This is a genomic window from Amycolatopsis sp. VS8301801F10, from assembly GCF_046195355.1.
GTDB lineage: Bacteria > Actinomycetota > Actinomycetes > Mycobacteriales > Pseudonocardiaceae > Amycolatopsis.
Genome location: NZ_CP176065.1, coordinates 5,562,137 through 5,574,641 on the forward strand (window position 1 = coordinate 5,562,137; position 12,505 = coordinate 5,574,641).

Genomic DNA, 12,505 nt, shown 5'->3' on the forward strand with positions numbered 1-12,505 from the left:
AGCTGGTTGACTCTTCGGTAACTTACTCGGAGTTAGTTATGCTCGTCCGGACGGCCGGCGGCCCCGCCCTGACGGTCGCTGTTCGCCGCGAGGAGGCCCGCCGTGCCCACCGCCAGCCGCGTCGGCTCTTTCGACCACGACGGATTGACCTTCGACGTCCGCGACACCGGCCCGCTGGACGGCGAGCCGGTCGTCCTGCTGCACGGGTTCCCGCAGACCGGCACGTCGTGGTCGGAGGTCGCCGCGCTGCTCAACGAGCGCGGATTCCGCACGCTGGTGCCGGATCAGCGGGGCTACTCGCGGCGTGCGCGTCCCCGGGGGCGCTTCGCGTACCGGTCGAGCCGCCTCGTGGCCGACACGGCCGCGCTGATCGCCGCAGCCGGAGCCGGTCCGGTGCATCTGGCCGGGCACGACTGGGGAGCCAACGCGGCCTGGTCGACCACGGCGCGGCACCCGGAGCTGGTCCGGTCGCTGACGACGGTGTCGGTCCCGCATTCCGGAGCGTTCCTGCGCGCGATGCTGACCAGCGACCAGCTCGTCCGTTCGTCCTACATGCTCTTCTTCCAGCTGCCGTGGCTGCCCGAATTCGTTCTGCGCCGCCGCCCGCGGCTGCTGGACCGCGCCCTCGCCGCGACCGGGATGACCCCGGCGCAGATCGCCGGCGTGCACCGCGAAATCCTGCTCGGCGGCGCACTGACCGGCGGCCTGAACTGGTACCGCGCGATGCTTCTGCTGAACCCGTCGAGCCTCCGGGCCCGGGTGACGGCGCCGACGACGCACGTGTGGAGCGACGGGGACCAGGCACTGTCGCGCCGGAGCGCGGAACTGGCCGGGGAGTACGTCGAGGGCGACTACCGGCTGGAGATCCTGCCCGGGGTCAGCCATTGGGTTCCCGAGGAGGCGGCGGCGGTCTTGGCTGGCATTATCGAGCGGACTGCCGGTTTGGCAGCTTCGCAGCCCTGATCGGCACTGTCCACTGTGGTCGATTGCGGGCTCCGTTCCGTGCTGCAGCCGTGTGCCAGCATCACGGCTGCCGATGCGTTCTCGTGTGCGAACAGCAGGATTTCGGCGCGGATTTCGTGGACGAGGGTCTGGGGATCGGTCTCGCCGGGTTCGCGTTTGCCGCCCGGGAGGTAGACTGCTGCACCGCGTCGAGCCGGAGTGCGGGCTCGGCGAGGAGGATTTCGCGGTCGTCAGCCGCTGCCTGTGCTGCGGCTAGCTCCGGGCTTCGGTATGCGGACCAGCTTCCGCCAACGTCCGTCGGCAGAGGGAATCCGCTCGGCGGGTCGTCTCCGGCAGCCGGTAGTCCGGTGCCAGCGCCAGCGTCGCTTCGCAGGCCTCGGCCAAGCCGATCCGATGGCCGACCGACACGAAAACCGGCTTGACCCCATTCTGCGTACGCAAAGCGCGGCCCACCACCTCCGCGCCGTCGAGCAGCGGGGACCAGTCACCGCGCGCTGGGCCGGGTTCCTCGTGCGTGAAGGTGAACGGCGTTTTGGCGACCCCGGCCGTCCGGAGGCCGGTCAGGACGCCCAGGTGGCTGGCCAGACCGAGGCGGCGCGGGTGGGCCAGACCGTAGCCGTCGCAGAGGACCAGGTCCGGGCGGCGGCGGAGGGCGGCCAGGGCGTCCAGGACCGGCGGGAGTTCGCGGAAGGCGAGCAGACCCGGCACGTACGGGAAGCTGACCGGTCCGGTCGCGGTCGTTTCCTCCACCGTTTCCAGAGTGCCGAAATCGACGAGCACCGCGGCTGCGACAACGACGTCCCGTTCGTCGTCATAAGCGACGTCGACACCCGCGACTAGGGCACCGTCGGCGGGGGCCGGGCCGGTCGGGTCTACGAGGGCGCGCAGCCGGTGTTGTTCGGCGACGGCGGCGGCCTCGGTGGCGGGCCAGGCGGGCATGGAGGTCCTCGGGGGATGCGGTGCTCGGAGGGGAAACCCTATGGGAAGCTAACGGACAGGGACGGGTCGGCACAGGGGGGAACGATGTCCGGTGCTGCCGGGAAGCGGCGTCGGGTGCTGTGCGGGCTTCTCGCCGCCGCGCTGCTGGCGGTGGGGTGCGGGCGGCCGGAAGCCGAGCCGGAACCGCCGGTGCGGAGTGCGGAAGCGCCGCTCGCGCTGGTGTACAACGGGCCGCAGGGATGCGCGGAGTGCGGGCCCGCGGTGGCTGATCTGCTGCGCCTGGCGCCGCAGCATTACCGGGTCGAGTACGTGGGGCCGGGCACGGGGAAGCCGCTCACCGCGGCCGTGCTGGCCCAGGCGCAGTTGTACGTCCAGCCGGGCGGCGGGCAGGACCTCGACCGGACTTGGCAGGACCTGGACGCGTCCGCCGCCGCGATGCGCGACTGGGTCCGGGGCGGCGGCAGCTACCTCGGACTGTGCTTCGGCGGCTATCTGGCGGGCCGCGATCCGGGCTTCGGCCTGCTGCCCGGCGACTCGCACGGGTACGCGGGTTCCCCCGGCTCGACGGTCCCGGACGAGCGCGACACCGTCATCGAGGTCAGCTGGCGCGGGAAGCCGCGGCACCTGTATTTCCAGGACGGGCCCGCGTTCCGGGTCGACGACGGGGCCGACGCGACGGTGCTGGCGACGTACTCGAACGGCGCGGCCGCGGTGGTCGTGGCTCCGTACGGCAAGGGGCGCGTCGGCGTCAGCGGGCCGCATCCGGAAGCCGACGCCTCCTGGTACGACGAGAAGGGGCTCACCAATCCGGACGGCATCCGGATGGACCTCGCGTACGACCTGATTCAGGCCACTGTCTCGCGGTAGTTAAGGGAAACGCGCCGCTGTTTCCACCGCTGCCCGCGTTGAAGATCACGAGGACCGCGACCCCGGCGGAGATCAAGACCGGCGACCGGCACGCCGCTCGGGCTCTTCAGCGAAACTGAAAATCGCTGGCGGCCCAACCGCGGCGGTCTGGCCGCGTCAGTTCGGCGGCTGCTGCGAGCCTTCGCCCGGGTTGGGCTGCGGCGGCTGGGCGTACCCGGACTGCTGACCGGGATCGGTCTGCGGATACCCCGGCTGCGAGTACCCCTGCTGCGCGTACCCGGCTTGCGGATACCCGGGCTGGCCGTATCCGGTCTGCGGATACCCGGGCTGCCCGCCCATCGGGTACCCGCCGGGCGCGAACCCGGGCTGGGGAGCGCGGCCGCCCTTCGCCACCGCGAGCACGACCAGCAGCCACGACAGCACTTCGAGAAGGCCGAGCGGGATGCCCACGGCCAGGAAGATCGTCGACATCTCGTCGCTGCTCAGGTGGTCCGCAGCCATCCAGGACGCGACGTTCGTCAGCATGAGCCGCCAGGCGATGTTCAGCCCCGTGGTGACGAGCATGACCACGAAGGCGGCCACCATCATCCCGGAGCCGCCGCGCGAGCGCCGGCCGATCGAGAGGATCAGGCCGAACAGCCCCACGATGAGCAGCAACGCCAGCGGGAGAATCTCGAGGATCGTGTTGGTGAGGGTCGTCATACCTGCTCTCCGCTCAAGGAAAAGTCAGGCAGATCCTAGGGGGCGGCCCGCGGCCGCGTGCCCGGTTCGCCGAAGATGCCGGTCTCGAAACGGCCTCAACTTCGCGGCGCGGCGCGGTATCCGGCGAACCGCTCGTCGACCTCCCCGGCGGTCAGGCCGAAATCGGCGAGGTCGTAGCGGTGCCTCGGTTTCGCGGCTCCGGTACGGCTCCGCTGGTGCAACGCGGTCATCGCTTCGCGCGCCCGCGGAGCGAGGTCGAGGCCGAAGTGCTGGTAGACGCCTTCGACGGTGCCGATCGGGTCGGCGACGAAGTCCTCGTACCGGACGTCGCAGAACTGCGCGGGGTCGTGCCGCGCGCGGGCGGCCGCGAACTGTTCCGCGCCGCGCGCCCAGAGGTCGAGCTGGCTGCGTCCGACGATCTCGCCGCGGAAGGTGTCCGACCAGCCTTCCGAAGCCTGCTCGGTCAGGCTGCACACCGACGCGATGACGGTGCTGGGCGCGCGATGCGTCTGCACGACCAGCGCGTCCGGGTAGACCTCCAGCAGCGCGTCGAGGGCGAACAGGTGGCTCGGGTTCTTGAGCACCCAGCGGCGGCCGGCGTCGGGCAGGCCGATGAGCTGCAGATTGCGCCGGTGCCTGCGGTAGGCGCCGGTCCAGTCCTGCCCGTCGAGCCAGCGCGAGTAGCCGGGCACGTGCGCGAGGCATTCGTACGACACGGATTTCATCGACTGCCGCAGCAGCTGCCAGCATTCTTCGACCTGGTCCGCCGACATGTGGTGCAGGCCCATGAATTCCGGATGCTCGACGTGGTGCTGTTCGTATCCGGCCTGAATCGCTTGGAAGACCGGGTTTTCCGCCCACGTTTCGCGCGGCGGGCGCGGCTGCGGCACTTCGGTCAGCCACACTTCGAGACCCTGGTGCGCCGGGTCTTCGGTGAGCAGCCGGTGCAGTGCCGTGGTTCCGGTGCGCGGCAGGCCGGTGACGAAAATCGGCCGCTCGACGGGGACGTCGGCGTACTGCGGATTCTGCTTCCACGCGGCTTCGCTCAGCAGCCGTGCGACCAGAGCCCCGCGCAGGAACGCACGGTGGACTTTGTTGCCATACGGAGTCAAATCGGCTTCGGCGGCGTAGGAATCGAGCAGGACGCGCAAGCCTTCGAGGTATTCGCCGTCGCCGAAATCGTCGAGGCCGGTGAGTTTCGTGGCGGACGCGTGGAGGTCGTCGACCGTGCCGACGCTGTCTCGTCCTGGACGCATGCTCTTCCCCTCAGTGGTGGTATTCGCCGGCGTTGACGTCGAGGCATTGCCCGGTGACGCAGCGGGCGAGCGCGGACGCGAGGAACACGACGGTGTCGGCGATCTCGTCCGGCTCCGGGAGGCGGCGCAGGTCGATCGTCTCCGCCGTTTCCGCGTACACCTGCTCGGCGGGCACGCCGCGTTCCTTGGCCAGGTAAGCGAAATACCACTTGAGCGAGTCCGCCCAGATGTAGCCCGGGGCAATGGAATTGACCCGGATTCCGCGCGGGCCGAGTTCCGAAGCGAGGCTTTGCGCGAGCGCGAGCAAACTCGCCTTGGCCATTTTGTACGCGCCGAAAGTGCGCCGCGAATGCCGCAGCACCGCCGAGTTGATCATCACGACCGAACCGGCGCTTTCGGCGAGCGCGGAGGTGCAGAGCCGGGTGAGCCGGAGCGCGGCGAGCACGTTGGTTTCGAAGCCCGCGCGCACCGCGTCGAGATCGACTTCGGCGAGGTCGGTGATCGGCGGGATCGCGAAAGCGTTGTGCACCAAGGTGTCCAGCCGCCCGAACTCGCTGAGCGCGGTCTCGACAAGCTTGGTCGCCGAGGCGTCGTCGGTGATGTCGGTGGGCACCGAAACGGCGCGCCGGCCGAGCGCTTCGACCTCGGCGGCGACTTCGGCGAGCCGGGATTCGGTGCGCGCGGCGAGGACGACGTCGGCCCCGGCCGCCGCCGAACGCAGCGCGAGGGAGCGGCCCAGCCCCGGGCCGATTCCGGACACGAGAACGACTTTGCCGGTCAGCAGGTCCATGGCCTCAGCCCAGCATCCTGGCCGCCACCGCGGCCTGTCGCGCGGCGATCCGCTGTGCCCATTCCTCGGGGGTCACGCGGGCCCGCGAGTGGTAGGGCAGCCGGTCGGGGAGTTCGGCGAACTTCACGACCTCGACCTCCGGCCCGTCGGCCGCGGTCAGCTCCCGGGAAAGCCGCTGCCAGCGGATCTGGACGTAGCCGCGGTCGTGCCCGGTGCGTTCGAGCCAGTTCGCGAGGCCGGGGTCGCGTTCGCTGATCACGAACCGCAGCTTGCCGTCCGGGTCGGCCCGGGCCTGGTCGGCGGTGAGACTGGTCTGGTGGTGCACGTAGTCGAGCGAGACATACCAGGTGCTGCCGAGCTGGATGCCCTGGTACGGCGCGTCGGAACGGGGCACGGTGACGATCATGGCCTCGTCGTCGGCGAGTTCGTAGTGCCCGGCCGAGGAGTACTGCGTGGGGAGGCCGCCGGGCGTGCTGCGCGGTTCGGTCATCGTGTTCACCGGCAGGTTCAGGTAGAACCACTTCGGGAAGGCTAGGAACGTCCGCAGCCGGCTGAGCAGGATCTTCCCGGTGACGCCGTACCGTTTCTCCATCGCCGTGCGAGACAGCGTGGGCGGGGCCTGGCCGGTGGTCTCGGCGCAGCGGAGCTGGATCGTTCCGCGCCGCTCGGTCGCCCAGTCGCTGTAGACCTCGCGCACGACGAGCATCGACGAACCCGGGCCGAGCACGAAATAGCCGGGTTCGGGATCGGGTTTCGCCGGGCCGAAGCGGATCTCGAAGGAACCGTCGGCGGCGATCGGGATGTCGCGGTCGTCGAACGCGGTCACGCTGTCGGGCACCTCGACCGGCGTGTAGTCGCCGTTGAGGACCTGGAAGCTCAGGTCGGCGGTGGTGCCGCGGGTTCCGGTGACGACGTATTCGCGGTCCTCGCGGATGTTCGCGTTGAAATACAGCGTGTCCGGGTTGTCCAGGCCCATTTTCGTGTACGGGCCGGTGGACAGGGTGAAGTACGGGAAGTCCCGGTCGTAGGCCCACGCCGCCTGGACCGAGGCGCGGATGCTGCCCGCGAGGTAGTCGTAGCCCTCGATCAGGTCCTGTTCGGTCCGGACGTGCGGGGCCTCGGCGATGATCTTTTCGGCTTCGGCGATCGCGCCGGCGAGCGGTTCGGTCAGCACCGGAGACTCCTCACGCTGGTCCAAATCCGTACCGGAGTAGTACGTTCGGTGTCGGTTGAGACTAGAACGCGTTCTAAGGACGGGTCAATGGCGGTTGCCCGGCGCTCGCCGCCGACCGAACGGGTCGTGCGGCTGCTGGACTATTTCTCGGCTCGGCCGGGCCAGCGCTTCGGGCTTTCCGCGCTGGCCCGCGAACTGGGCCTGAGCAAGCCGACCTGCCTCGGCATCCTCACCGAGCTGACCGCCGCCGGGTACATGGTCCGCGATCCCCGGACCACGACCTACCGCCTGGGTCCGGCGATGATCGCGGCCGGGCGCGCGGCGGCGGAAGGCTTCGGCGCCAGCGAAATCGCCCGCGCGCACCTGGAAGACCTCAGCGCCCGGTACCAGGCGACGTGCACCGCGTCGGCGGTGGTGGACGGGCGGATCCTGATGCTGCAGAGCGCCGGGCCGGGGAAGGTGCGGCTCGGCGAGACGTACCCGTTCGCGCCGCCGGTCGGGCTGATGTACGTGCTGTGGGACACGGATTCCGCCTTCGACGCCTGGCTCGCCACGCCGCCCGCGGTCCCGGTCCGGCTGGACGAGGCGTACCTGCGCCGGGTGGTCGCCGAGTGTCGCGAACACGGGTATCTGGTGGAAAGCCTGACGTCCGCGGGCCGCCGGCTCTACACGCTGATGGCCGGCGTGGCGGCGGGAGATCTGCCGCCCGAGGTGCGCGGGCTGGTCGGCGAGCTGGTGTCGAGCCTGGGGGACCGGGTCTACCTCGGCGCGGACCTCGAACCGCGGAAGAAGCACGCGGTGAGCCTGCTGGCCGCCCCGACCTTCGACGCGTCGGGGCGGCAGGAACTGGTGCTGACATTGTCGGTCGGGGAACCGATCACGGGTGCCGAAATCGCGCGGCGGGGCGCGGCTTTGGCGGCCGTCGCGGACGCGGTCACGGCGGAAGCGGGCGGCGTCCGTCCCGGCTGGGCGCGGACTTGCCGTCCGTGCGGAGAATCCTGAAGAAAGCTGAGTCCTTCAGGATTCCCGTCACGGACCCGAAACCGAGGACTGGCCCCACCGGTTCGCTGTCAGCTTCCACCCCGGCTGGTCCTTCATCGAGACCAGCGTTTCGTACAGCCGTTCGTACCCGGTGCTGCTGATCCGCCATTCGCCGTTCTCGCGCCGGTAAGTGTCCTCGTAGTACGCGGCTCCCTCGATGACCACCCGGTGCTCGGCGACGATCACCTTGTCCTGGAACAGCCACCGGCCGGTCGCGAGGTCGCCGTCGATCTCGATTTCCGGATGCCCGGCGAAGTGCATCGTCGTGATGCCGGGGCCGACAGCGGTGCGCAGGAACTCCATCAGCGCGTCGCGGTTGTCGAAGTTCAGCGGTTCGCCGTAGGAGGGCGTCCCGTAGTGCACGCGGGCGTCGGCCGTCAGCGTCTCGGCCATCTCGTCCCAGAGCTTCAGATCGAGGCAGCGCAGATAGCGGAATTTCACCCGGCGGATTTCTTCGAGTGCGACGAGGTCCATCCGCTCAGCGTCCTCCGCCGCTTGACCGAGTGCAAGAACCTGTTCTACTTTTCTGTCCTCGAACCCCGGAAGGGCGGATCCGATGGCGACCCAGGCACCCCCGGCCTACGAGCTGAGCCACCTCGGTGCGCTCGAAGCCGAAGCAGTGCACGTCTTCCGCGAGGTCGCGGCGACCTTCGAACGGCCGGTGCTGCTGTTCTCCGGCGGCAAAGACTCGATGGTGATGCTGCACGTCGCGGCGAAAGCGTTCTGGCCCGCGCCGGTGCCGTTCCCGGTCCTGCACGTCGACACCGGGCACAATTTCGAAGAAGTGATCCGGTTCCGGGACGAAACCGTCGAGCGCTACGGGTTGCGGCTGCTGGTCGCGAGCGTCCAGGACGACATCGACGCGGGCCGAGTCGTCGAGGACCCGAAGGCGGGCCGGAACCGGCTCCAGACCACGACTTTGCTGCGCGGCATCCGCGAGAACGGCTTCGACGCGGTGTTCGGCGGCGCACGGCGCGACGAGGAGAAAGCCCGCGCCAAGGAACGCGTGTTCAGCTTCCGCGACGAATTCGGCCAGTGGGATCCCCGGCGGCAGCGTCCGGAACTGTGGAATCTCTACAACGGCAGGCATCGCAAGGGCGAGCACATCCGGGTGTTCCCGTTGTCGAATTGGACCGAGCTGGACATCTGGCAGTACGTCGAAGCCGAGAACGTGCCTCTGCCGTCGCTGTACTACGCGCATCGCCGACCAGTGGTCCAGCGCGACGGGATGCTGCTCGCGGACACCCGGTTCCTCACCCTGGCCGAGGGCGAGGTTCCTTGTCCGGCAACAGTTCGCTTCCGCACGATCGGCGACGCGACCTGCACCGGCTGCGTCGAGTCGACCGCCTCCTCGCCCGCGGAAGTGGTGGCCGAGGTGGCCGCGACGCGGGTCACCGAACGCGGCGCGACCCGGGCCGACGACCGGATCTCCGAGGCCGGGATGGAAGACCGCAAAAAGGAAGGCTACTTCTGATGAGCGCGCGAGACCGGGTCACGACGGTGCGGCTCGCCACCGCGGGCAGCGTGGACGACGGCAAATCGACGCTGATCGGCCGGTTGCTCTTCGATTCGAAGACGGTGTTCGCCGACCAGCTCGAAGCGATCGAGCGCACCAGCCGGGACCGCGGCGAGGCGTACCCGAATCTCGCCCTGCTCACCGACGGCCTGCGCGCGGAACGCGAACAGGGCATCACCATCGACGTCGCGCACCGGTATTTCGCCACGCCCAAGCGGAAGTTCATCATCGCCGACACTCCGGGACACGTGCAGTACACCCGGAACATGGTCACCGGAGCGTCCACTTCGGACGTCGCGCTGATCCTGGTGGACGCGCGCAAGGGCGTGCTCGAACAGTCGCGCCGGCACGCGTTCCTCGCCAGCCTGCTGGGCATCCGGCATCTGGTGGTGTGCGTGAACAAAATGGACCTGGTCGGCTGGTCGCAGGAACGGTTCGAGGAAATCCGCGAGGACTTCCGCCGGTTCGCGATGAAACTGCACACCCCGGACCTGACGTTCGTGCCGATGTCCGCGCTGCACGGCGACAACGTGGTGCACCGGGGCGCGAGCATGCCTTGGTACGAAGGCACTTCGCTGCTGCATCACCTCGAACAGGTGCACGTCGCTTCGGATCGCAATCTGGTCGACGCGCGTTTTCCGGTGCAATACGTGATTCGCGAGCACAGCCGCGATTTCCGCGGTTACGCCGGGACGGTCGCCGGAGGCGTGTTCAAGCCCGGCGACGAGGTCACGGTGCTGCCGTCCGGGTTCACCACGACCGTGCGCGCGATCTGGGGACCCGGCGGCGTCGAGGTGTCCGAGGCGTTCGCGTCGCTGGCGGTCGCCATCGAACTGGCCGACGAACTGGACCTCGGCCGCGGCGACCTGATCTGCCGGCCGGGCAACCGGCCGCACGTGGGCCAGGAGATCGACGCGATGGTGTGCTGGTTCTCCGAACAGGCCGCGCTCGTCCCGGGCGCGAACTACCTCGTCCGGCACACCACCCGCGAGACCAGGGCCGAGGTCCGCGCGCTCGACTACCGGCTCGACGTCACCACGCTGCACCGCGATGAGACCGCGAAGTCGTTGTCGCTCAACGAGATCGGCCGGATCCGGCTGCGGACGCGGCAGCCGCTGCTGTTCGACCCGTACCTGCGCAACCGGCCGACCGGCGGTTTCCTCCTGGTCGACGAACACACCGGAGACACCGTCGGCGCGGGCATGATCACCGGCCCGAGCACGACCGCGCCGAACGTCGTCTGGCATCCGGCCGCGGTGTCGCGGGACGAGCGCGCGACTCGCGGCCGCACGATCTGGCTCACCGGCCTGTCCGCGTCGGGGAAGTCGAGCGTGGCCGTCGAACTGGAGCGCAGGCTGGTCGCTTCGGGCCGTCCCGCCTACCTGCTGGACGGCGACAACCTGCGGCACGGGCTCAACGCCGACCTCGGCTTCGCCCCGGCGGACCGGGCCGAGAACATCCGCCGCGTGGCGGAGGTCGCCAAGCTGTTCGCCGACGCCGGCGTCGTGGCGGTGGTGTCGTTGATCAGCCCGTACCAGGCAGACCGCGAACTCGCGCGCACGGTGCACGAAACGGCGGGGCTGCCGTTTTCGGAGGTTTTCGTCGACACCCCGCTCGAAGTGTGCGAGGACCGCGATCCGAAGGGCCTGTACGCGAAAGCGCGTTCAGGGGAGATCACCGGATTCACCGGGGTGGACGCGCCGTACGAACGGCCCGGGTCCCCGGACCTGGTGCTGCGCCCGGAAAACGGCGACCCGGCGGCGATGGCCGCGCTGGTTCTCGCCGCCCTGGAGTGAGGGTCCGGGCGGCACGGGAGCTGTTCGCACGAGCAAATACCTATGTGCCGTCCCGGCGGAGATGCGCTTACGTTCAGGCCATGGCGAACGAATTGACCATTCCGCTGCTGCCCTGCCGCTCCATCGACGAGATCGCGCCGTTCTACGAGATGCTCGGCTTCGAGATCACCTCGCGGCAGGACCGCCCGTACTCGCATCTCGCGGTGCGGCGGGAAGATTTCAACCTGCACTTCTTCGGGATGGACGGCTACGACCCTGCGCAGTCGTACAGCACCTGCCTGGTCGTCGTGGAGGACACCAGCGAACTGTTCGAGGCCTTCGCGGCGGGGATGCGGGCCGTGCACGGAAAGGTGCTCGTCTCCGGCATCCCGCGGATGACCCGGCCGCGGCTGCGCAACGACCGCTACACCGGGTTCACCGTCGTGGATCCGGGCGGCAACTGGATCCGGATCAACCAGGCCGCCAAGGAGCCCGAAGCACGGACGAAGCTGGCGAAAGCCATGGAAAACGCGGCGAGACAGGCGGATTCGCACGGCGACGAACGCCAGGGGCTGAAGATCCTGGAAGGCGCGCTGAAGCGGGCGACCGGCGATGAACCGGAGTACCAGGCGGCGCGGGAGTACCGCGACGAACTCGTCGAACGGGTCAACGGGGCGGCGCATCCCGGCGCGTGACGGCCTCGGCCGCGGGTCGGCCGGAAAGAGAGACGCCGCCTGACGCGGCACCCGCCCGGCGCGCGGGGCGAACAGCACCGGGCGGGGTCGCCGCGACCCTAGCGCAGCAGGGCCAGGCACCGGATTCCGAACCGGTCTCCGTAATTGTTGAAATACGGAACCAGGATGAAGCCTTTGCCGACCCACACCGGGTTTTGCCAGCGGCAGGCGGCGTGGAAGTCGATCGGAACCGAGGCGCCGTGCCCGGCGCACCGCCAGGACGCGACATTGTCGCCGACGGTGGCGTCGGAATAGCCGAGGGAGTTGCAGTACTGGTTGACCGCGATCCCGCTGACATCGGAGTACGCGGACGGATTCGCCCAGCACCGGCCGCCGTTGTTGGTCACGGTGAAACCGGCCGCCACCAGGTCGGAAAATTGCCACCGGCACGCGGCGGTCAGCGGCACGGCCGTGTCGATTTTGTGGTTCCCGACGCAGAACCAGACGTCGGAGCGGCGCGTGACGTCGGCGAAGCCGTTGGCCTGGCAGAATTCGCGCAGCAGCATGCCGCCGAGGTCGCCGACGGTGGCCGGCGAGGCGGGCGAAGCGGACGCGGCGGGAGAAATGAGCGAAACTGCGAGCACCGCGCCGCCCAGTGCGGCCAGCAGCGATCTGAACCGTGATTGTTTCATCGGAAATCCGTCCGTTTCTGTCCGGAATAATCGCTTTGTGGTGCGCCTCGCGAAGCGGTCCGGGTATCGTTGCGCGCGGGGACGGGCGAGCACAATCAGCCTATGAGCCTAAGGCG

13 protein-coding genes are annotated in these 12,505 nt (G+C 69.4%); 6 read left to right on the forward strand and 7 right to left on the reverse strand.

All coding sequences use genetic code 11. The features are described from left to right. Positions 1-102 precede the first annotated feature (102 nt). The gene (locus F9C11_RS26260; protein WP_409180018.1) at positions 103-963 is read left to right on the forward strand and encodes an alpha/beta fold hydrolase; all 861 of its coding nucleotides are present in this window, start codon (positions 103-105) and stop codon (positions 961-963) included. A gap of 252 nt (positions 964-1,215) precedes the next feature. Here F9C11_RS26260 and F9C11_RS26265 read toward each other — a convergent pair whose 3' ends face one another. Then, positions 1,216-1,902 carry an endonuclease V gene (locus F9C11_RS26265; protein WP_409180019.1) on the reverse strand — a complete coding sequence of 229 codons (687 nt, stop codon included), beginning with the start codon at positions 1,900-1,902 and terminating at the stop codon, positions 1,216-1,218. An 84-nt stretch (positions 1,903-1,986) separates the two neighbouring features. Between F9C11_RS26265 and F9C11_RS26270 the strand changes: the two genes are divergently transcribed. Continuing rightward, complete coding sequence (locus F9C11_RS26270; RefSeq protein ID WP_409180020.1) at positions 1,987-2,769, forward strand: BPL-N domain-containing protein; 783 nt, start codon at positions 1,987-1,989, stop codon at positions 2,767-2,769. A 156-nt stretch (positions 2,770-2,925) separates the two neighbouring features. On the opposite strand, the gene F9C11_RS26275 is transcribed toward F9C11_RS26270, so the two are convergent. From F9C11_RS26275 to F9C11_RS26290, 4 genes are all read right to left on the reverse strand, one after another. Beyond that, a complete protein-coding gene (locus F9C11_RS26275) occupies positions 2,926-3,471 on the reverse strand; it encodes a hypothetical protein (RefSeq protein ID WP_409180021.1) in 546 nt (181 codons plus the stop codon). Positions 3,472-3,566: 95 nt separating this feature from the next. Further along, positions 3,567-4,727, reverse strand: a complete 1,161-nt coding sequence (locus F9C11_RS26280) for a sulfotransferase family protein (protein ID WP_409180022.1) — start codon at positions 4,725-4,727, stop codon at positions 3,567-3,569. Positions 4,728-4,737: 10 nt separating this feature from the next. Next, the gene (locus F9C11_RS26285) at positions 4,738-5,517 is read right to left on the reverse strand and encodes an SDR family oxidoreductase (RefSeq protein WP_409180023.1); all 780 of its coding nucleotides are present in this window, start codon (positions 5,515-5,517) and stop codon (positions 4,738-4,740) included. 4 nt (positions 5,518-5,521) lie between these two features. Continuing rightward, positions 5,522-6,691 carry a hypothetical protein gene (locus tag F9C11_RS26290; protein ID WP_409180024.1) on the reverse strand — a complete coding sequence of 390 codons (1,170 nt, stop codon included), beginning with the start codon at positions 6,689-6,691 and terminating at the stop codon, positions 5,522-5,524. Between the two features lie 87 nt (positions 6,692-6,778). Here F9C11_RS26290 and F9C11_RS26295 point away from each other — a divergent pair, with 87 nt between their 5' ends. Further along, positions 6,779-7,693: a helix-turn-helix domain-containing protein gene (locus tag F9C11_RS26295; RefSeq protein WP_409180025.1), complete on the forward strand. Its 915-nt coding sequence runs from the start codon at positions 6,779-6,781 to the stop codon at positions 7,691-7,693. Between the two features lie 27 nt (positions 7,694-7,720). Here F9C11_RS26295 and F9C11_RS26300 read toward each other — a convergent pair whose 3' ends face one another. Continuing rightward, the gene (locus tag F9C11_RS26300) at positions 7,721-8,206 is read right to left on the reverse strand and encodes a nuclear transport factor 2 family protein (RefSeq protein WP_409180026.1); all 486 of its coding nucleotides are present in this window, start codon (positions 8,204-8,206) and stop codon (positions 7,721-7,723) included. A gap of 82 nt (positions 8,207-8,288) precedes the next feature. Between F9C11_RS26300 and cysD the strand changes: the two genes are divergently transcribed. From cysD to F9C11_RS26315, 3 genes are all read left to right on the forward strand, one after another. After that, complete coding sequence (cysD, locus tag F9C11_RS26305) at positions 8,289-9,206, forward strand: sulfate adenylyltransferase subunit CysD (protein WP_409180027.1); 918 nt, start codon at positions 8,289-8,291, stop codon at positions 9,204-9,206. Next, positions 9,206-11,044 (forward strand): adenylyl-sulfate kinase, encoded by a 1,839-nt coding sequence (gene cysC, locus F9C11_RS26310; protein WP_409180028.1) that lies wholly within the window; start codon positions 9,206-9,208, stop codon positions 11,042-11,044. The genes cysD and cysC overlap by 1 nt, the downstream gene beginning before the upstream one ends. An 80-nt stretch (positions 11,045-11,124) precedes the next feature. After that, positions 11,125-11,718 carry a hypothetical protein gene (locus F9C11_RS26315; protein WP_409180029.1) on the forward strand — a complete coding sequence of 198 codons (594 nt, stop codon included), beginning with the start codon at positions 11,125-11,127 and terminating at the stop codon, positions 11,716-11,718. A 98-nt stretch (positions 11,719-11,816) separates the two neighbouring features. On the opposite strand, the gene F9C11_RS26320 is transcribed toward F9C11_RS26315, so the two are convergent. Next, positions 11,817-12,389: a hypothetical protein gene (locus F9C11_RS26320; RefSeq protein ID WP_409180030.1), complete on the reverse strand. Its 573-nt coding sequence runs from the start codon at positions 12,387-12,389 to the stop codon at positions 11,817-11,819. Positions 12,390-12,505: the final 116 nt, after the last annotated feature.